Origin of the sequence: Pseudomonas sp. NPDC089547 (genome assembly GCF_050280665.1) — a bacterium.
In the GTDB taxonomy this organism is placed as follows: domain Bacteria; phylum Pseudomonadota; class Gammaproteobacteria; order Pseudomonadales; family Pseudomonadaceae; genus Aquipseudomonas.
In genome coordinates, this window is record NZ_JBNNVS010000008.1 from 119,814 (window position 1) to 138,532 (window position 18,719).

The window sequence follows — 18,719 nt, forward strand, 5'->3', positions numbered from 1 at the left end:
CAACTGCGACCCCCCCTGTAGGAGCGGCCTTGCGTCGCGATCGGGCTGCGCAGCAGCCCCAGAAGTCGGCGTACAGGCATGAATCGCTGGGGCCGCTTCGCGGCCCGATCGCGACGCAAGGCCGCTCCTAGAAGGACCGCGTGATGGCCAATAGTTGTCCAGGTATTGGATCCATTCCCATTCGCAAAAACCCCGTGCGTTTCGCCAAAGCTTGAGTACAATCGTCAGCTTTTGTCGGGCCCCCTGTCCCGTCGCTGGAATTCCCAATGCTGACCGGTAGCTACTCCTCTTCGCTGGTGTTGATTTCGCTGTGCGTGGCGATCCTGGCGTCTTATACCGCCCTTGATCTGACCGGCCGCATTGCCACGGCCAAGGGCCGGGCTGCCTACCTGTGGATGGGGGGAGGCGCGTTGGCCATGGGCATTGGCGTGTGGTCGATGCACTTCATCGGCATGCTCGCCTTCAGCCTGCCCATCGACCTGGGCTATGACCTGACGCTTACCGCGTTCTCGCTGCTGATCGCCGTGCTGTCCTCGGGCTTTGCCCTGTGGCTGGTGAGCCAGCCGCGCCTGCCGTGCCTGCAACTGGGCTTTGGCGCGCTGATCATGGGCGCCGGCATCGCCTGCATGCACTACACCGGCATGGCTGCGCTGCGCATGCTGCCAGGTATCGACTATGACCCCACGCTGTTCGGTGCCTCGCTGCTGATTGCCGTGGGTGCTTCTGCGGCGGCGTTGTGGATTGCCTTCCGCCTGCGCAAGCACACCCCCTACGTGCGGCAGATCCGCGGCCTGGCGGCGGTGGTGATGGGTTTTGCCATCGTCGGCATGCACTACACCGGCATGGCGGCGGCGAATTTCCCCGAAGGCAGCTTCTGTGGTGCGCTGGGCGGTGGATTGCAAGGCGATAGCCTGGTCTACCTGGTGCTGATCACCACCCTGGCGGTACTGGCCGTGGCTTTGCTGACCTCGGTGCTGGACGCTCGCCTGGAGGCACGCACCGCCGAGCTGGCCCGTTCGCTGACCCTGGCCAACCAGGAGCTTACCCAGTTGGCGCTTCACGACACGCTCACCGACCTGCCCAACCGTACCTTGCTGGCAGATCGTATCGAGCAGGCTATTGCCAAAGTGGCGGAGCAGGGTGGTTGCTTCGCCTTGATGTTTATCGACCTGGACGGCTTCAAGCCGGTCAACGATGCTTTCGGCCACCATATCGGCGACCTGCTGCTCAAGGCCGTGGCAGCGCGCCTGCGCGGCCACCTGCACAGCCAGGACACCCTGGCGCGCATCGGTGGCGACGAATTCGTGCTATTGGTGGAGTTGCAGGAGCCTGACGATGCCATGGATGTGGCGGTGAAGCAGGTGAACCTGGTGTCACGGCCATTCCGGGTAGCCGAACACGACCTGCAACTGTCCGCGAGCCTGGGTATCGTCCTGTACCCCGGCAACGGCCAGGACCAGCACGAGCTGCTGCGCAATGCCGACGCCGCCATGTACCACGCCAAGAGCGCCGGCAAGAACGGCTACAGCTTCTTTGATGTGTCGATGAACAGTAACGCCCGCCAGCAATTGCAGCTTTTGCAAGACCTGCGCCAGGCGCTGGAGCAACGCCAGTTCCGCTTGCACTACCAGCCCAAGTTCGACGCCCAGGCATGCCAGCCTATTGGTGCCGAAGCCTTGCTGCGCTGGGAGCACCCGCAGCAGGGGCTGTTGCTGCCCGACCGCTTCATCGGCCTGGCGGAGAAGACCGGTTTGATCATCCCGATTGGCGAGTGGGTGCTGGACGAAGCCTGCCGGCAGATGCGCCAGTGGCTGGATCAAGGGCATCAGGGCTGGCGCATGGCCGTGAACCTGTCGGCCATCCAGTTCTGCCATGCCGGGCTGGTCGACAGTGTGGCCAGGGCCCTGCAGCAGCACGGCCTACCAGCCAACTGCCTGACCCTCGAAATTACCGAAACCACAGCCATGCACGACGCCGATGCCAGCCTTACCGTGCTGCAACGGTTGTCCGACATGGGCGTGGACCTGTCCATCGATGACTTTGGCACCGGTTATTCCAGCTTGATGTACCTCAAGCGCCTGCCCGCCAACGAGCTGAAGATCGACCGCGGCTTTGTGCGTGACCTGGAACAGGACAGTGACGATGCGGCGATTGTCTCAGCCATCGTCGCCCTGGGCCAGGCGCTGGGCCTGCGTATCGTTGCCGAAGGCGTGGAAACCGACAGGCAGCAGGATTTCCTGACCCGTCTGGGTTGTGATTCGCTACAAGGTTACCTGCTGGGCCAGCCGGTACCGGCCGAGCAGTTCATGGGCAAGTTGCAGGCCTTGCGTCAGCAGGATGCCGCTACGGGTTAAACGGCGTCGCGCAAGGTGAAGGCGGGGATGAACGCATCCATTTCCGCTTCGACGGCCTCGATGATGCGTTCAACGTCGGCTGCCGCCATGATGGCCATGCAGGGGATACCGGCGATGGCCAGCAGGGTTTCGCCGGTGGCACGGTCAAACAGCCGTGCGACCATGCTGCGGGGCGCATCCATGATGGCCTCGAAGCCCAGCGGGTGGAAATGCCAACGCATCACCTGGCAGGCGTTGGGAAACGTCATCTTGTTCATGCCAGCCTCCTTGTCCGTGCCTGGACGCGGTGATCGGTTGGCTGCGCGTGTGCGCCACCGGGAAGGTAAACATAGCAGCTGCCACGCACGATTCTCGGTTGCAAATAAGACAAATGTACCAATGCATGACAGAGGTCACATACTTGTCACGAAGCCCCTGTGGCCGTAGCCGGCAGGGCAAACGTTTTCCGGGCACGATTGCGGTAGTTCTCTGCGCCGTTCAGCCCGTTTTCAGTGGTCTTCGGCACACTTAGTTTCAGACGAGCGGTGTAATCAGCCCAGCAAACCGGCGGCGATGTTGATGGTGAACCCGAGGATCGCCGTATTGAACACGAAGCCCACCAGCGAATGTGCCAACACAATCCGCCGTAACTGCCTGCCGGCGACGCCTATATCTGACGTCTGCACCGCCACGCTGATGGTGAACGAGAAGTAGTGAAAGTCCCAATAGTCCGGGTTGCGCTCGCCATCGGCGAAGCGCAGCGGTGGTTCGTGGTTTTGCCCGGTATAGAACAGCCGGGCGTAATGCAGGCTGAAGATGCAGCCGATCAGCAGCCAGGAGCCCGCCACGGTCAGGCCGGTGTAGAGGTAATGCAGGGCCAGTGCCGAGCCTTGCAGGCCCCGGCTGGACACCAGTTGCAAGGTGACCGCGGCGAGGCTGGCGATGGCGGCGATACACACCGTAAGCAACACCACGCCTGCGTTTTCGTCTTCGACGCGGGCAACCTTGCGGACCTTTTCGGGGCTGGCGCCCCAGGTCAGGTACAGCACCAGCAGCAGGTACAGCCACACGCCAAGGTTCCAGCCGGCGAGGATGTGCTGAACGGTGTCACCGGCGGGGACCAGCCAGGCGCCGACAAGGCCGACTGCGGCGGCGAAGCTCAGGCGGGGGTGGGTACGGGTCAGGCGGTGGAAAGCCATGGGGCCTCTTTTTCGGTGGGTATGGCTACCACTCTAGACTGTGATAAGACACATGAGCGGTATGCTCCGTCCATTGTGGGAGCGGGCGAGCCCGCGAAGCAGACACCACGGTGGTTGGCACGGGCTGCGCCCGTGTTCGCGGGCTCGCCCGCTCCCACAGGGATCGCGCATGACTCAGGTTTTCATCAAGACAGCTATACCCGTCAAAGTGGGCCATGTGGGCTGTTGTTTTCTTTGATGTCGCCCATCGCACGGCATTGCAACTCTCAGTACACTGCACGCTCCAACACCAACATCTGTTGAACTCGAGGTTTTTGCATGACGCTCAGTCCTTTGGCAGGCAAGCCGGCTCCGGCCAGCGTGCTGGTCGATATTCCCCGACTGCTCACCGCCTACTACACCGGCCGCCCAGACGCTGCCGTGGCGGCCCAGCGGGTGGCCTTCGGCACCTCGGGGCACCGGGGGACTTCGCTTGAATTGAGTTTCAACGAATACCACGTGCTGGCCATTACCCAGGCCATCTGCCTGTACCGCCAGGAAAAGGGCATCGATGGCCCGTTGTTCATCGGTGCCGACACCCACGCCCTGTCAGCGCCGGCCACTGCCAGCGCCCTGGAAGTGCTGGCGGCCAACGGCGTGCAGGTCAGGCTGTCCAAGGACGACGAATACACGCCGACGCCAGCCGTGTCCCACGCCATCCTCTGCCACAACCGTGGCCGTGAGCAGGGCCTGGCCGATGGCATCGTCATCACTCCGTCGCACAACCCGCCGCAAAGCGGGGGTTTCAAGTACAACCCACCCAATGGCGGCCCGGCCGACAGCGACGTGACCAAGTGGGTCGAGGCCAAGGCCAACGAGTTGCTGGCAGCCAACCTTGCGGGCGTGAAGCGCATGGACCATGCCCAGGCGCTGCAGGCCCCGACCACCCAGCGCCACGACTATGTGAGCAGCTATGTGGCGGACCTGGAAAACGTCATCGACTTCGACGTCATCCGTAACGCCAAGCTGCGCTTGGGCGTCGACCCGCTGGGCGGGGCAGGGGTGCGCTACTGGTCGGCCATTGCCGAACACTACAAGCTCGACCTGGAAGTGGTGAACACCGAGGTGGACCCCACCTTCCGCTTCATGACCGTCGACTGGGATGGCCAGATCCGCATGGACCCATCCTCGCCCTACGCCATGCAGGGCCTGATTGGTCTGCGCGAGCGGTTCGACGTGGCCTTCGCCTGCGACCCGGACCACGACCGCCACGGTATCGTGACCTCCGACGGCCTGCTGCAGCCGAACAACTACCTGGCCGTGGCCATCGACTACCTGTACCGCCACCGTCCGCAGTGGCGCAGTGACGCCGCCGTGGGCAAGACCGTGGTGTCCAGCGGCATGATCGACCGCGTCACCCAGCGCCTGGGCCGTGAGTTGTACGAAGTTCCAGTGGGCTTCAAGTTCTTCGCCCAAGGGCTGTTCGACGGTACGCTTGGCTTTGGTGGCGAAGAGAGTGCCGGTGCGTCGTTCCTGCGCCGCGATGGTTCGGTCTGGGCCACCGACAAGGACGGGCTGATCCCGGCCTTGCTGGCTGCCGAAATGACTGCCCGTACCGGGCGCAACCCGAGCCAGGCCTATGCCGACCTGACCGAGGCACTGGGCAAGCCGTTCGCCACTCGTGTCGAGGCCAAGGCCGATGTGCGCCAGAAGGCGTTGCTGAGCAAGCTGGCTCCAGAGCAGGTCAAGTCGACCGAACTGGCCGGCGAGCCGATCGTGCAGATCCTCAGCCACGCGCCGGGCAACGGCCAGGCGATTGGCGGGCTGAAGGTGATGACCGCCAATGGCTGGTTCGCTGCGCGCCCATCGGGTACCGAAGACATCTACAAGATCTACGCCGAAAGCTTCATCGACGAAGCGCACCTGCAGCGCCTGGTACAGGAAGCACAAGTGCTGGTGGATGCGGCGATTGCCTGATCGGTAACAAACCACTTGGTGCTGCGGCGCAACGTAAATTAGAATTAATCCTATTTACGCCGCCGCAGGGCCATTCCCATGATCGACGCCGCGCCGCCACCGGAGCCTAGCCTGCCTGCCCTGTACCGGGAGCATCGCGGCTGGCTCGAAACCTGGCTACGTCGGCGCCTGGGCAATGCCTGGGATGCCGCCGACCTCAGCCAGGATACTTTTCTACGGGTACTGACCAGCGCCCAACCCCTGGCTGACATTCGCGAGCCAAGGGCCTACCTGCTGACAGTGGGCAAACGCCTGCTGAGCAACTTCCACCAACGGCGCAGCCTGGAACAGGCTTACCTCGATGCTTTGGCCACCTTGCCCGAGCAGCATGTGCCCTCGCCAGAAAAACGCTGGATATTGCTGGAAACCCTGCAAGCACTCGACGAGTTGCTCGACGGCCTCAAGGCCCCGGTACGCAAGGCCTTTCTCTGGAGCCAGCTTGAAGGCCTGGGTTACGCCGAAATCGGCAAGCGCCTGGGCGTTTGCGAGCGTTCGGTAAAGCGCTATATGGCGCAGGCATACGAACATTGCCTGCTGGCCGAGTTGCAATGACCACCCACTCGCCTGAAACCCGTGAAGCCGTGCGTGCTGCCGCCCGCTGGCTGGCGCTGCTGGACTCTGGTGACGCCAGTGAGAGCGACCTGCTGCGCCTGGCGAAATGGCGGGCCAGCAGCAGCCTGCACGAAGACGCATGGCAGAAGGCATCATTGCTGCGCCAGCGGTTTACCGCGCTACCCGGCGCGCTGGCCATGGCCACCCTGGACCGCCCGGATACCGGGCGTCGCGCATTGCTCAAGCAAGCCCTGGGTATCGCGGTGCTGTTGCCCACGGCCTGGCTGGTCAGCCGAGAGCTACCACTGGAGGCCTGGACCGCCGACATGCGCACTTCGGTAGGCGAGCGTCGGCAGGTGCTGTTGAGCGATGGCACATTCGTGCAGCTGAACACCGACAGTGCGGTGGATATCGACATGAATGCACGTCGCCTGACATTGCTTCGCGGAGAAGTGGCGGTGAAGGTGCCCGCCAACCTGAACCTGACGTTGCAGGTGCCTTACGGCCAGGTGGTGCTCGGCGGTGGTGAAGTGTGCCTGCGGCTGGTCGACCAGGCCTGCCGGGTATCGGTGGCCGATGGGGTAGCCAGCCTGCAGCCACTGCGAGGTCCGGCACACGTGCTGCACGCCGGGCAGCAGGCCAACCTGCAGGTGGCAGGCGTCGGCCCGGTCACAGGCCTGGATGAATGGCGCCTGGGCTGGCGTGAGGGCGTGCTGCGGCTGGACGACCGCCCCTTGGGCGAGCTGTTGCACGAGTTGCGCAGGTACCGCCCCGGGGTGCTGCGCTGGGCGCCCGAACTGGAGCGCCTGCGGGTGACTGGCACTTTCCGCCTTGACGATACCGACCGGATTCTTGCCTTGCTCGCCGCCAGCCTGCCGTTGCAGGTGCACGCACGCACGCGTTACTGGGTCAGCCTGGCGGCACGAGAAAACCGTGCTTGAGGCTGTCCCCTTTTTTTCACTCGCCGGTCATTACCGGTAGAAGAAAATAAAGGGGAGCCTTGTTCAATGTCAGTAGTAATGTCTTGCCGCCTGCGCCCACTGGCGCGCGCAGTGCGCCCGTTGTTCGCCATGAGCCTGTTGTTGTCTGCACCCGCCTGGGCTGATGAGCCGGTGCGGCGTGCCTATCAGGTGCCGGCCGCCAGCCTGGGCGCTGTGCTCACCCGGTTTGCCGACCAGGCCGGCGTCAGCCTTTCGCTGGACCCGGCACTGGTTCAGGGCCGGCAGAGTAACGGCCTGTCTGGTAGCTACAGTGTCGAAGAAGGTTTCATGCAGCTGCTACGCGGCAGCGGCCTGCAGTTGCTGCCGGTGGGTGAGGGGGCCTTCACCCTGATGCCAGCACCCGAGGCCGGTGATGCTCTGGAAATCGCCCCGACCAGCATCGTTGGCGGGCTGGCCGCAAGCAACGAAACGCAGCCGTATGCTGGCGGCCAGGTGGCTCGGCAGGGCGCACAAGGCCTGCTGGGGTCGCGTGACTTCATGGAAACCCCGTTCAGCATCACCAGCTATACCAGCGAACTGGTGAAGAACCAGCAAGCGCGAACCTTGGGCGAACTGATCGCCACCGACCCTTCGGTTCGGGCCACCAATCCGGCAGGCGGGCGCTTCGAGCAATTCACCATTCGCGGCTTCAGCCTGTTCAACAGTGATGTGGCCTACAACGGTTTGTACGGCATCTTGCCAACCTACTCGATCGACATGGAAATGGCTGACCGGGTCGATATCATCAAAGGCCCCAGCCAGTTGATCAACGGCATTTCGCCGCGTGGCAGCGTGGGCGGCGGCATCAATGTGCAGCCCAAGCGCGCTGGCGACAAGCCAATCACCGAGTTTACCGGCAGCTATGCCTCGGCTGGCCAGGCGGGCGGGGCGGTGGATGTTGGCCGGCGCTTTGGCGAAGGCCAGCAGTTTGGCGTGCGCTTCAATGGCGTGAAGCAGGCCGGCGACACCGAATGGGACCACCAGCGCGTCGAGCGTGAAATGGCAGTGCTGGGCCTGGACTTTCGCGGCGAGCGCCTGCGCCTGTCGGCAGACCTCGGCCACACCGAGCGTGACACCGATGCCCCGCAGGAACGCGTGCTGATCGGCGCCAACGCCAAGGTGCCGGATGCCAACGATGTTCGCCACAACTACGCCCAGGCCTGGAGCAAGGCGCGCACCAATGACACGTTTGGCGCACTGCATGCCGAGTACGACATCAGTGAGTCGCTGCTGGCTTATGGTGCGGTTGGCGCGCGCAAGAGCAACCATGACTTCCTGCGGCACAACGTATCGATCACCAACGACGCCGGTGACTTTACCGTGCAGCCGCGCGACTTCACCCGGGACGAATCGGTGCGTACTGCCTTGGCCGGCCTGCGCAACTGGTTCCATACCGGGCCGGTCAGCCATGAGCTGAATCTGGCGGCCACCTACTTCTACATGGACTTCACCAACGGCGGTGCTCGCTATGCTTCGGCGCCGAGCAACCTGTACAACCCGGTAGCCACGCCGACTCCGGGTACGCCCACCCGAATCGACCCCGAGGTCTACACGGAAAACCGTTTCTCCGGTGTGGCGCTGGCCGACACGCTCGGCTTTTTCGACGACCGCCTGCTGCTGACATTGGGCGCGCGCTGGCAGCGGGTGCAAGTGGATGACTGGAGCGACGGGGTCAAGGGCGACACTGCCTACGACGAAGAAAAGGTGTCGCCTTCTGGCGGCGTGTTGCTCAAGGTCACCGACCAGCTGTCGTTGTACGCCAACTACATGGAGGGCCTGAGCCAGGGCAAGATCGCGCCTTCGACGTCGGTCAACGAAGACCAGATCTTCCCACCGTTCACCAGCCGCCAGGTCGAGGTTGGGGCCAAATATGATTTGGGCAAGGTGGCCTTCACCGCCAGCGCCTTCCGCATTCGCCAGCCGGCTTACGAGACCAACGCCACCTCGCGGGTGTTCGGCCCCAATGGCAAGCGTGACAACCGGGGTATCGAGTTGAGCGTGTTCGGTGAGCCCGTGCAAGGCGTGCGTGTGCTGGGTGGGGTGATGTACATCGACAGCGAACTGACCGACACCGTGGGTGGCGCCTTTGACGGCAACCGCGCACCGGCCACACCCGAATACAACGTCAACCTCGGTGCCGAATGGGACGTGCCGGGCGTGACTGGCCTGACCCTGACGGCGCGGGGCATTCACTCCAGCTCGCAGTACCTGGACCAGAACAACAGCAAGCAGATCGATGGCTGGGAGCGTTACGACCTGGGGGCGCGTTATGCGTTCAAGGTGGATGCCACCGAGGTGACGTTGCGGGCCAGTGTGGAGAACGTGCTGGATGATCGCTACTGGAGCTCGGCGGGGGCTTCGGATGACAGTGAGCCGGGGTTGACCCTTTCCACGCCGCGTACTTACCTGCTCTCGGCCACAGTGGGCTTCTAAGCCGTCCCGCAAGCCTTCTGCATACCCTGTGGGAGCGGGCGTGCCCGCGAATCAGGCGACTCGGTGGATGGCACCGGCTCCGCCGGTGTTCGCGGGCATGCCCGCTCCCACAGGGGCTCGTGCAAGACAGTCGCTCTTGTAGACGATCAGGTTGGCGCAATCGCCCGCCCAAGCTTCTGCGCCTGCCCCTGCAACACCCGCATCAAATGCATCGCCGCATGCGAAGGCGGCTCGAAGCGCGAGTAGACAAAGCTGATGTCGAAGTGAATCTCATCGGCCAGCGGCACCACCGCCAGCCCACTGTCCTGCGCCACGAATTCGTCGATCACGCTAATGCCCATGCCCTGCTTTACCAATGCCACTGCCTCGTTGGCATTGGTGAACGACAACAGTGACACCAACTGCGCTCCGCACCGTTCGATGTGCCCGGCCAGCAACTTGCCAAACGGCATGTCTGGCCTGAACAGCAGCAGCGCGTGGCCTTCCAGTTGCTGCAAGCTCAGCGAGGTGTGCCCGGCCAACGCGTGATCGGGTGGCAGCACCACCACCATGTGCCCACGCATGAAGGCCTGTGAATGCAGGTGGTCGTGCTGCACGGGCAGGGCGGCAATCGACAGGTCGACCTTTTTCGACAGGATCTGGTTGGGCATTTCGCCCATCAGCGAGGTTTGCCATTCGATGTTAAGCGACGGCGCCTCCCGCTTGAGCTGGGCCAGGGCAATCGGGATGACCACAGTCGACAGCGAAGCGCTGCACGAGATGCGCAGCTTGCGGTGGCCGCCTGCGCCCAGTGACAGGGCGCACTCGTTGACTTCCAGCGCTGCCTGATACACCCGCTCGACTTCACGGAACAGCACCTGCGCCTCGGCCGTAGGCGCCAGGCGGTTGTTGATGCGCTCGAACAGGCGGTAGTTCAAACGCCCTTCGATGTACTGGATCAACTTGCTGACGGCTGGCTGCGACACATACAGCAGCTTGGCCGCCGCGCTGATCGAGCCGGTCAGCATCACGGCGCGGAACACTTCCATGTGGCGCAGTTTGAACACCATGGGGCTTGCGTCTGCGCCTTCGTTGCCAAGCTGCATGTGTATTACCTTCGGTTATGGTCTTTGCCATCTGGGTATGAGCGTCAAACCTGGCCACGCAGTATCTTGAACCCAGCCAAATCGCCCTTGCGGCGCACAATAACAAGATCTGCAGGCAAGCGCAGCGGTGCTTGCCGGGAGTGCCATGTGAGCATCTTTGACGAACCGAAGATCGATTGCCATAACCATTTGTTTGATCCTGCCCGTTTCCCTTATCACCCCGACGCACCCTATGCGCCCTCCGGCCAGGAAGTCGCCACCCAGGAGCAGTTCAGCCGGGTAATGGACACCTACGGTGTGCAGCATGCCTTGCTGGTGGGCCCCAACAGCGGCTATCACACCGACAACCGCTGCCTGCTGCATGCCCTGGCTACCGGGCAGGGGCGGTTCAAGGGTGTGGCGGTGGTCGAGGCGGACATACACCTCGATGCACTGGCTGCGCTGCAGGCGCAGGGGGTGGTCGGTATCGCCTTCAACCCCGCGCTGTACGGGGTGGCCAGCCTCAAGGACGTTGGCGGCCTGTTCGGCAAGCTCGCCGAGCTTGACCTGTTCGCCCAGGTGCAGGTCTGCGAAGACCAGTTGCTTGAACTGCGCAGCCTGGTTCAGGGCTCGCGTGCACGCCTGCTGATCGACCATTGCGGCCGACCGGACGTGGCGGCTGGCGTACGGCAGCCTGGCTTCCAGGCGTTGTTGCAACTGGCGGACAGTGGCCGCGCCAGCGTCAAGTTGTCAGGCATGCAAAAGTTCGCTGCGGCCGATGCGTTGCTGGAGCAGAGCCGTGCCTACGTCCATGCCCTGCTTGAAGCGTTTGGTGCCGAAGCCTGCGTGTGGGGCTCGGACTGGCCGTTCATTCGCCAGCGCTCGCGTGTGGATTATGGCCCGCTGCTGAAGCTGGCCGAACAACTGATGCCCGACGCCCGGCAGCGCCGTGCGGTGATGTGGGATACCCCGCGCCGTCTGTTCGGGTTTGCCTGATTGGGGCTGCCTTGCAGCCCATCGCCGGCAAGCCAGCTCCCACAGGGACTGCGCAATGCCTGAGCACTGCGCTGGACCTCCCACAGGGACTGCGCAATGCCTGAGCACTGCGCTGGACCTCCCACAGGGACTGCGCAATGCCTGAGCTCTGCACTGGACCTGTGGGAGCCCGGCTTGCCGGCGATGGGCCGCAAAGCGGCCCCAAGGACGAAAACGGGCAGGCACTGCCTCAAGCGCCCGGTTTTGCCATTCCAATAACAAGAGAGCAATCGTCATGAACACAGAACAGAACGCCAGCCTCGGGATGTTCGACACCCCGGCACGCGCGCAACAACGCACCCGCACCCGCTTCATGATCCTGGCGCTGATTTCCGGTGGCACCATGATCAACTACCTCGACCGCAGCGTGATGGGTATTGCCGCGCCCAGCATCAGCGCCGACCTGGGCCTGAACGCGGCGATGATGGGGGTGATTTTTTCTGCCTTCTCATGGACCTACGCTGCCGCGCAGATCCCGGGTGGCATCCTCATCGACCGGCTGGGCACCAAACTCACTTACTGGCTGGCGCTGACACTGTGGTCGCTGTTCACCGGCCTGCAAGGGCTGGCGCAGGGCTTCCTGTCGTTACTGGGCATGCGCTTTCTGGTGGGGGTGACCGAGGCACCGTGCTTCCCTACCAACAGCCGGGTGGTGGCTACCTGGTTCCCGCAGAGCGAGCGGGCAAGGGCGACGGGTATCTACACCTTTGCCGAATACACCGGGCTGGCGTTCCTGACGCCGCTGCTGTTCTGGGTGCTGCACGCCTACGGCTGGCGCTTCCTGCTGATGGCCGTAGGCCTGATGGGCATCCTCTATGGCCTGGTGTGGTGGCGCAAATACCACGAGCCGCACGAGTCGACCACGGCCAACCAGGCTGAACTGGACTACATCGCCGCCGGTGGCGGGGTGGTCGATGGCGGGCAGAAAGCCACGGTATTCCGCTGGTCGCAGATTCCAGCGCTGCTCAAGCACCGCAACATGCTGGGCATCTGCCTGGGGCAGTTCGCCTGCAACTCCACCAACGTGTTCTTCCTCACCTGGTTCCCTACCTACCTGGTCACCGAGCGGCACATGCCCTGGCTCAAGGTCGGCTGGGTGGCGGTGCTGCCGTTCATTGCCGCCTCGCTGGGTACGCTGGTGGGTGGCTGGTTGTCGGACGCCTTGCTGCGCCGTGGCTACTCGCTGAACGTGGCGCGCAAGCTGCCGGTGATCGCCGGGTTGCTGACCGCTTCGGTGATCGTGCTGGCCAACTACGTCGAGTCCGATGCACTGGTCATCACCATCCTGTGCATCGCCTATTTCGCCCAGGGCATGTCGGCGCTGGCCTGGATGATCGTGTCCGATATCGCCCCCAAGGGCCTGCTGGGCCTCAGTGGCGGCCTCTTCAACCTGTTTGCCAATGCGGCTGGCATCGTCACCCCCTTGACCATCGGCATCATCGTGTCGCTCACCGGCTCGTTCGTCTGGGCCCTGGCGTTCGTGTCGTCGATCACCGTGCTGGGTGCGCTGTGCTACCTGTTCATGGTCAGCGACCTGCGTCGCTTGCCGGAAATTCCTTCTGTCGAAAATGGAGCAAAACAATGAGCCAGTACCTGCAAGGCCAGACCGCAATCGTGACCGGGGGCATGCGTGGCATCGGCCTGGCGATCGCCCGGCGCCTGCATGGCGCAGGCGCCCAGGTGGTGATCTGGGACCTCGCCGTCGACGGCTGGGACAGTGCAGAAAACGGCTTTGAACCAGTGCTGCGCCAGGCGGTGGACGTGTCGTCGCTGGCCTCTGTGGAAGCGGCTTTCGCCGAGGCGCTGGTGCGCGTGGGGCAAGTGCACATCCTGGTCAACAATGCCGGCATTAACGGCCCGGTGGTGGCCTCGTGGGATTACCCGCCAGAGGCTTGGGACAAAGTCATCGCCATCGACCTGAACGGTGTGTTCTATTGCTGCCGCACCGCCATCCCGCACATGCGTGAACGTGGCTACGGGCGTATCGTCAACATCGCCTCCATGGCCGGCAAGGACGGCGTGCAGTACATCTCGGCCTATTCGGCAGCCAAGGCCGGGGTCATCGCCTTCACCAAGGCAGCAGCCAAGGAGCTGGCGCAGGATGGCGTGCTGCTCAACTGCGTGGCACCGGCCATGGTCGAGACGCCGCTGATGGCCGAAATGACAGCGGAGCATATTGCCGCGAGCAAGGCCAAGATCCCCATGGGGCGCTTCCTCAAGGCCGAGGAGATCGCCAACATGGTCAGCTGGATTGCCGGGCCCGAGTGCAGCTTTACCACCGGCTTTGTATTCGACCTCAGTGGTGGGAGGGCGACCTATTGAATGGCCTGGGCGTGGCGCACCTGACGGCGCTGGAACTGCCACCGTCAGTGTTGGTACGCCAGGCGCGCTGCGCCGGCTTCAGCGCGGTGGGGTTGCGGCTGCACCCGGTGATGCCGGGCGCGCTGGGCTACCCGGTTGCGGCCGGTAGCCAGGCGATGCGTGAGCTGCGGGCAGTGTTGGCAGGGGAAGGGGTACGTGTGACGGACATCGAGTTTGTCTCGCTTACCCCGCAAACCCGGGTAGCGGATTACCAGGCCCTGTTAGCCGCCGGTGCCGAACTGGGTGCGGCAAGCCTGACGGTGTCCGGTGACGATGACGATGTTGCACGGCTGACCGGCAACTTTGCAGCGCTTTGTGAAATGGCGCATGGCCATGGCTTGCGGGTGGACCTGGAGTTCATGCGCTGGCGGCCGGTGGCGACGTTGCAACAGGCGTGTGCGGTGGTGACGGGGGCCGGGCAGCACAACGGTGGTGTGCTGGTCGATGCCTTGCACCTGTTCCGCTCTGGTGGCCAGGTGGCGGATATCGCCGCAATCAACCCGCACCTGCTGCGTGCCGTGCAGCTGTGCGATGCACCGCTGCTGGCACCTGCGCACGAGCTGATCATTCCGGAGGCCCGCGAGGGCCGCTTGCTGCCGGGCCAAGGGCAACTGCCGTTGGCAGCGTTGCTGGCGGCGTTGCCGGGGGATGTGTGCATCAGCGTGGAGGTGCCGTCCGCCGGCTTGCCCGCAGTGCAGCGGCTGCAAGCGGCGGCGCAGGTGACCCACGCCTGGCTGCACGACAGGCGACTGTCGTCACCTGCCGTGCAGGTTGCCGGTCACGCCTGATCCGGTACCACGGCGATCACGTCGATCTCCATCAGCCACTCGGCCTGGGCCAACCCGGCCACCACCAGCCCGGTGGAGATCGGGAACACGCCCTTCAGCCACTTGCCCACTTCCTTGTACACCGGCTCGCGGAAACGCGGGTCGGTGATGTAGGTGGTGGTCTTGACGATGTGCGACAGGTCCGAGCCTGCTTCTTCAAGCAACTGCTTGACGTTTTTCATCGCCTGCTCGGTCTGTGCGCGGGGGTCACCCAGGCCCACCAGCTTGCCTTCGAAGTCGGTGCCGACCTGGCCGCGCACATAAATGGTGTTGCCGGCCCGCACTGCCTGGCACAGGTCATTGTCCAGGGTCTGGTTGGGGTAGGTTTCCTTGGTGTTGAACATGCGGATGCGGGTATGGGTAGGCATCAGTGGGCTCCGAGGGTGCTGACGTTGCTGATCGTGTTGGCTTGCTGCTCATCCGCTTCGCGCTGCTCGCGGTCGCGGTAGGCCAGGTATGTGCGTTGGGTGGCGATGTGGCCGGCGACGTGCTTGGCGTCGTGCCATACCCCCCAGATGAACGACGAGCCTCGGCGCGACAACCACGGCAGGCCAAGGAAGTACACGCCAGGCTCGCGGGCCACGCCGCGTTGGTGCTGGGGCTTGCCATTGGCATCGAAGGTGTCCACCTGCAACCAACTGAAGTCCACGCCGTAACCGGTGGCCCAGATGATGCTGGTAACGCCGGCCTTGGCCAGATCCAGCTCACGCAGCGGGTTGCTCATGCAGGCCGGGTCGGCCAGGCGTGTGCGGGCTTCAGGCTCTTGCGGCAGGTCCAGGCCGTTGCTTTCAATGTAGGCATCGGCGGCGTCCAGCAAGGCCAGGTAGTTTTCATCGCCGCGGTTGATGTTCTCGACCAGGTTGTCCTGGAAGCGCGCCACGCCGTTCTCGAACGACTGGGTCAGGCCGACCAGGGTCATGCCTTGGTGGGCGAGGGCACGGAAGTCCACGGTGTGGCCGCCTCGGGCGCCGCTGACGGCGATGGTCACGTGCTCGCGGCCGGGCTTGGCGATTTCTGCGTCCCATTCACCCAGCACACCCAGCCACCAGCAGAAGTCGCGGTTGCGGTAGGCCCGTGGCGGGCGGTCATGGGCACCGACCGACAGGTACACCTGGCGGCCTGCGCGCATCAGTTCTTCAGCGATCTGCACGCCGGAAGAACCGGCACCCACCACCAGCACCGCGCCTTCGGGCAGCTGCTCAGGGTTGAAGTAGGCGGCGGAGTGGATCTGATGCAGGTCGCTGTCTTGCGGTGCGATGGCCGGGATCACCGGCCTCTGGAACGGGCCAGTGGCGGCGACCACGCGGTTGGCGCGAATCACGCCTTCGTTGGTCTCGATGGTGAAGCCGGGGCGGTCGCTGTTGCGCACCACGCGCTTCACTTCGATGCCGGTGCGTACTGGCAGGTTGTACTTGCGTACGTACTGCTCGAAGTAGTCGGCCACCTGGTCCTTGCCAGCGAAGGCGTCGGCGTCGAGGTTGAATTCCAGGCCCGGGAAGCGGTCGTGCCAGACCGGGCCGTTGGCCACCAGCGAGTCCCAGCGGCCTGTGCGCCAGGCCTCGGCGATGCGGTTGCGCTCCAGCACCAGGTGCGGCACGCCAAGCTTGTTCAGGTGTTCGCTCATGGCCACGCCGGCCTGGCCGGCGCCGACGACGAGGGTGTCGATTTCGAGGTTGTTCAGTGTCATGTCCGAGCCCTTGTTCAGGCGGTTTTTGTGAGGTCGGTTTGGAGGACCGCCGTTGCCTGGAGCCAGACTAGGGATGCGGCACAAATGACGAAAATAGTATTTAGCTGGTGCTTGCCGATAAAACGGCGAAGGCCTCGAATTCTGTGGCCTCGCACAGGAGAAACTGGCCCGAAACAAATGTGGAGCGAGCTTGCTCGCGATGCGCCGCGCGGGCGGCGCGCGATCTCTGCCACAGCACAGTTTTTTCCTGCCTAACCCCTCGGAAAATGTTGGTTTCGTGGGGTAGAAGGTTGCGCCCAGAATGGCCTGCAAAGCACAGGACAACAGGAGCTTTACCATGACCTTCTCCATCATCGGCCGCTGCCAGGAAACCGGCCAGGTCGGCATCGCCATCAGTTCTTCGAGCATCGCCGTGGGCGCCCGTTGCCCTTGGGTACGTGCGGGGGTTGGCGCTGTTGCCACGCAGAACATCACCTTGCCGGCGCTGGGGCCGCAGATTCTCGATGCGCTGGAGCAGGGGCAGTTGCCGCCCGCTGCTGTGCTGGACCGGGTGCTGAGCGCCAATGGCTGGAGCGAGTACCGCCAGGTCACAGTGATCGACAGCCATGGTCAGGTGGCGCTGTTCACCGGTCGCGAGGCCCTGGGCACGCACAATGCCGTGGCCGGTGAGCAATGCGCGGCGGCGGGTAACCTGTTGTCTTCGACCCAGGTGATCGAAGCGATGGTAGCGGCCTTTGAACAGACCGGTGGGCACCTGGCTGACCGCTTGCTGGCCGCCATGCACGCGGCGATGGCTGCTGGTGGTGAGGCGGGGCCGGTGCACTCGGCGGCATTGAAGATCGCGGGTGAACTGACCTGGCCGCTGGTGGACCTGCGCGTGGACTGGGCCGAGGCAGACCCGATCGGCGTGCTCGATGGCCTGTGGCAGGCGTACCGCCCGCAGATGCAGGATTACGTAACCCGCGCCCTCAACCCGACCGCAGCGCCAAGCTACGGGGTGCCAGGCGATGAGTGATTTTGCCAGCCGTACGCTGCTGGCCCGGCTGGTGGGCTTTGCCACGGTCAGCCGCGACTCCAACCTTGAGCTGATTGGCTTCATCCTTGATTACCTGGCCGGGTTGGGCGTGGAAAGTGAACTGTTCCATAACCCGGAGGGCACCAAGGCCAACCTGTTCGCCACCATCGGCCCTCGTGACGTAGGTGGGGTGGTGCTGTCGGGACACACCGATGTAGTACCGGTGGACGGCCAGGCCTGGACGGTCGAGCCGTTTGCGCTCAGCGAACGTGACGGGCGCCTGTATGGCCGCGGCACGGCCGACATGAAAGGCTTCATTGCATCGGTGCTGGCAGCGGTGCCGGCGTTTCTCGCCCAGCCGTTGCGCATGCCGGTGCACCTGGCGTTCTCCTACGACGAAGAGGTCGGTTGCCTGGGCGTACGCTCGATGCTCGCCGCGCTGGAACAGCGCCCGCACAAGCCGCGTCTGTGCCTGATTGGCGAACCCACCGAACTGAAGCCGGTGCTGGGGCACAAGGGCAAGCTGGCAATGCGCTGCCAGGTGCATGGCGCGGCCTGCCATTCGGCGTATGCGCCGTATGGGGTGAATGCCATCGAGTATGCGGCGAAGCTGATCGGCAAGTTGGGTGATATCGGTGATGCACTGGCCTTGCCACAGCATCACGACGAGCGCTTCGACCCGCCGTTCTCCACGGTGCAGACCGGGGTGATCAAAGGCGGCAGGGCGCTTAACATTGTGCCGGCCGAGTGCGAGTTCGATTTCGAAGTGCGCGCCTTGCCGGGGTTTGAAGCACAGGCGGTGGCCGACCAGTTACAGACGTATGCCGAGGCGGAGTTGCTGCCGCGTATGCGCAAGGTCCACGCTGACAGCGACATTCGCCTGGAGCCGTTGAGTGCGTATCCGGGTCTGGCGACACCGGCCGACAGCGAAGCGGCACAGCTTGTGGCTTTGCTCAGTGGTACCGATGAATTCGGTACGGTGGCGTTTGGTACCGAAGGTGGCTTGTTCGATCAGGCGGGGATCCCGACTGTGGTGTGCGGGCCTGGGAGCATGGACCAAGGGCACAAGCCGGATGAGTTTGTCAGTGTCGAACAGTTGCAGGGCTGTGATGCCATGCTGCTCAGGCTGGTGGATTACCTTAAGCAGGGTTGATCGGGTTGGCTTCTTCGCGGGCTTGCCCGCTCCCACAGGTACTGCGCAGTCCGTGAGACCAGTGGGATCCCTGTGGGAGCGGGCA

Annotated in this window: 16 protein-coding genes; 11 read left to right on the forward strand and 5 right to left on the reverse strand. The window is 63.9% G+C overall.

Features of this window, described 5'->3' with window-relative positions; all coding sequences use genetic code 11:
* Positions 1 to 266: 266 nt before the first annotated feature.
* Entirely contained in the window at positions 267 to 2,354 is a 2,088-nt protein-coding gene (locus ACQKPZ_RS08230) for a putative bifunctional diguanylate cyclase/phosphodiesterase (RefSeq protein WP_427536816.1), read from the forward strand.
* Here the strand turns inward: ACQKPZ_RS08230 and ACQKPZ_RS08235 are convergent.
* Complete coding sequence (locus tag ACQKPZ_RS08235) at positions 2,351 to 2,611, reverse strand: DUF1652 domain-containing protein (protein ID WP_391133969.1); 261 nt, start codon at positions 2,609 to 2,611, stop codon at positions 2,351 to 2,353. The genes ACQKPZ_RS08230 and ACQKPZ_RS08235 overlap by 4 nt on opposite strands.
* Before the next feature lie 273 nt (positions 2,612 to 2,884).
* On the reverse strand, positions 2,885 to 3,532 hold the full coding sequence (locus tag ACQKPZ_RS08240) for a DUF1345 domain-containing protein (RefSeq protein WP_427536818.1): 648 nt from the start codon (positions 3,530 to 3,532) through the stop codon (positions 2,885 to 2,887).
* A 318-nt stretch (positions 3,533 to 3,850) separates the two neighbouring features.
* Between ACQKPZ_RS08240 and pgm the strand changes: the two genes are divergently transcribed.
* From pgm to ACQKPZ_RS08260, 4 genes are all read left to right on the forward strand, one after another.
* Entirely contained in the window at positions 3,851 to 5,488 is a 1,638-nt protein-coding gene (pgm, locus tag ACQKPZ_RS08245; RefSeq protein WP_427536820.1) for a phosphoglucomutase (alpha-D-glucose-1,6-bisphosphate-dependent), read from the forward strand.
* Between the two features lie 78 nt (positions 5,489 to 5,566).
* The gene (locus ACQKPZ_RS08250; protein ID WP_391133960.1) at positions 5,567 to 6,079 is read left to right on the forward strand and encodes a sigma-70 family RNA polymerase sigma factor; all 513 of its coding nucleotides are present in this window, start codon (positions 5,567 to 5,569) and stop codon (positions 6,077 to 6,079) included.
* Positions 6,076 to 7,020, forward strand: coding sequence for a FecR domain-containing protein (locus ACQKPZ_RS08255; RefSeq protein WP_427536822.1), 945 nt, complete (start codon positions 6,076 to 6,078; stop codon positions 7,018 to 7,020). Before ACQKPZ_RS08250 ends, ACQKPZ_RS08255 begins: the two co-directional genes overlap by 4 nt.
* Positions 7,021 to 7,086: 66 nt before the next feature.
* A complete protein-coding gene (locus ACQKPZ_RS08260; RefSeq protein WP_427536824.1) occupies positions 7,087 to 9,492 on the forward strand; it encodes a TonB-dependent siderophore receptor in 2,406 nt (801 codons plus the stop codon).
* 146 nt (positions 9,493 to 9,638) lie between these two features.
* Here ACQKPZ_RS08260 and ACQKPZ_RS08265 read toward each other — a convergent pair whose 3' ends face one another.
* On the reverse strand, positions 9,639 to 10,577 hold the full coding sequence (locus tag ACQKPZ_RS08265) for a LysR family transcriptional regulator (protein ID WP_427536826.1): 939 nt from the start codon (positions 10,575 to 10,577) through the stop codon (positions 9,639 to 9,641).
* 147 nt (positions 10,578 to 10,724) lie between these two features.
* Between ACQKPZ_RS08265 and ACQKPZ_RS08270 the strand changes: the two genes are divergently transcribed.
* From ACQKPZ_RS08270 to ACQKPZ_RS08285, 4 genes are all read left to right on the forward strand, one after another.
* On the forward strand, positions 10,725 to 11,552 hold the full coding sequence (locus ACQKPZ_RS08270; protein ID WP_427536828.1) for an amidohydrolase family protein: 828 nt from the start codon (positions 10,725 to 10,727) through the stop codon (positions 11,550 to 11,552).
* A gap of 274 nt (positions 11,553 to 11,826) precedes the next feature.
* Entirely contained in the window at positions 11,827 to 13,176 is a 1,350-nt protein-coding gene (locus tag ACQKPZ_RS08275; RefSeq protein WP_427536830.1) for an MFS transporter, read from the forward strand.
* Positions 13,173 to 13,913: an SDR family NAD(P)-dependent oxidoreductase gene (locus tag ACQKPZ_RS08280; protein WP_427536832.1), complete on the forward strand. Its 741-nt coding sequence runs from the start codon at positions 13,173 to 13,175 to the stop codon at positions 13,911 to 13,913. Before ACQKPZ_RS08275 ends, ACQKPZ_RS08280 begins: the two co-directional genes overlap by 4 nt.
* Complete coding sequence (locus ACQKPZ_RS08285; protein ID WP_427536834.1) at positions 13,910 to 14,740, forward strand: sugar phosphate isomerase/epimerase family protein; 831 nt, start codon at positions 13,910 to 13,912, stop codon at positions 14,738 to 14,740. The genes ACQKPZ_RS08280 and ACQKPZ_RS08285 overlap by 4 nt, the downstream gene beginning before the upstream one ends.
* On the opposite strand, the gene ACQKPZ_RS08290 is transcribed toward ACQKPZ_RS08285, so the two are convergent.
* Both ACQKPZ_RS08290 and ACQKPZ_RS08295 read right to left on the reverse strand, forming a co-directional pair.
* A complete protein-coding gene (locus ACQKPZ_RS08290) occupies positions 14,731 to 15,147 on the reverse strand; it encodes a RidA family protein (RefSeq protein ID WP_016713864.1) in 417 nt (138 codons plus the stop codon). The two genes, ACQKPZ_RS08285 and ACQKPZ_RS08290, sit on opposite strands and share 10 nt — an antisense overlap.
* Entirely contained in the window at positions 15,147 to 16,466 is a 1,320-nt protein-coding gene (locus ACQKPZ_RS08295; RefSeq protein WP_427536836.1) for a flavin-containing monooxygenase, read from the reverse strand. The genes ACQKPZ_RS08290 and ACQKPZ_RS08295 overlap by 1 nt, the downstream gene beginning before the upstream one ends.
* A 337-nt stretch (positions 16,467 to 16,803) precedes the next feature.
* Here ACQKPZ_RS08295 and ACQKPZ_RS08300 point away from each other — a divergent pair, with 337 nt between their 5' ends.
* Positions 16,804 to 17,481, forward strand: coding sequence for a DUF1028 domain-containing protein (locus ACQKPZ_RS08300; RefSeq protein WP_427536838.1), 678 nt, complete (start codon positions 16,804 to 16,806; stop codon positions 17,479 to 17,481).
* Complete coding sequence (gene argE, locus ACQKPZ_RS08305; RefSeq protein WP_427536840.1) at positions 17,474 to 18,634, forward strand: acetylornithine deacetylase; 1,161 nt, start codon at positions 17,474 to 17,476, stop codon at positions 18,632 to 18,634. The genes ACQKPZ_RS08300 and argE overlap by 8 nt, the downstream gene beginning before the upstream one ends.
* The last annotated feature ends 85 nt before the right edge of the window (positions 18,635 to 18,719 follow it).

Bases quoted from the DNA above. Each gene is read 5' to 3' on its own strand.
- ACQKPZ_RS08230 (WP_427536816.1), top strand. From the start codon at position 267: ATGCTGACCGGTAGCTACTCCTCTTCGCTGGTGTTGATTTCGCTGTGC.
- ACQKPZ_RS08235 (WP_391133969.1), bottom strand. From the start codon at position 2,611: ATGAACAAGATGACGTTTCCCAACGCCTGCCAGGTGATGCGTTGGCAT.
- ACQKPZ_RS08240 (WP_427536818.1), bottom strand. From the start codon at position 3,532: ATGGCTTTCCACCGCCTGACCCGTACCCACCCCCGCCTGAGCTTCGCC.
- pgm (WP_427536820.1), top strand. From the start codon at position 3,851: ATGACGCTCAGTCCTTTGGCAGGCAAGCCGGCTCCGGCCAGCGTGCTG.
- ACQKPZ_RS08250 (WP_391133960.1), top strand. From the start codon at position 5,567: ATGATCGACGCCGCGCCGCCACCGGAGCCTAGCCTGCCTGCCCTGTAC.
- ACQKPZ_RS08255 (WP_427536822.1), top strand. From the start codon at position 6,076: ATGACCACCCACTCGCCTGAAACCCGTGAAGCCGTGCGTGCTGCCGCC.
- ACQKPZ_RS08260 (WP_427536824.1), top strand. From the start codon at position 7,087: ATGTCAGTAGTAATGTCTTGCCGCCTGCGCCCACTGGCGCGCGCAGTG.
- ACQKPZ_RS08265 (WP_427536826.1), bottom strand. From the start codon at position 10,577: ATGCAGCTTGGCAACGAAGGCGCAGACGCAAGCCCCATGGTGTTCAAA.
- ACQKPZ_RS08275 (WP_427536830.1), top strand. From the start codon at position 11,827: ATGAACACAGAACAGAACGCCAGCCTCGGGATGTTCGACACCCCGGCA.
- ACQKPZ_RS08280 (WP_427536832.1), top strand. From the start codon at position 13,173: ATGAGCCAGTACCTGCAAGGCCAGACCGCAATCGTGACCGGGGGCATG.
- ACQKPZ_RS08290 (WP_016713864.1), bottom strand. From the start codon at position 15,147: ATGCCTACCCATACCCGCATCCGCATGTTCAACACCAAGGAAACCTAC.
- ACQKPZ_RS08295 (WP_427536836.1), bottom strand. From the start codon at position 16,466: ATGACACTGAACAACCTCGAAATCGACACCCTCGTCGTCGGCGCCGGC.
- ACQKPZ_RS08300 (WP_427536838.1), top strand. From the start codon at position 16,804: ATGACCTTCTCCATCATCGGCCGCTGCCAGGAAACCGGCCAGGTCGGC.
- argE (WP_427536840.1), top strand. From the start codon at position 17,474: ATGAGTGATTTTGCCAGCCGTACGCTGCTGGCCCGGCTGGTGGGCTTT.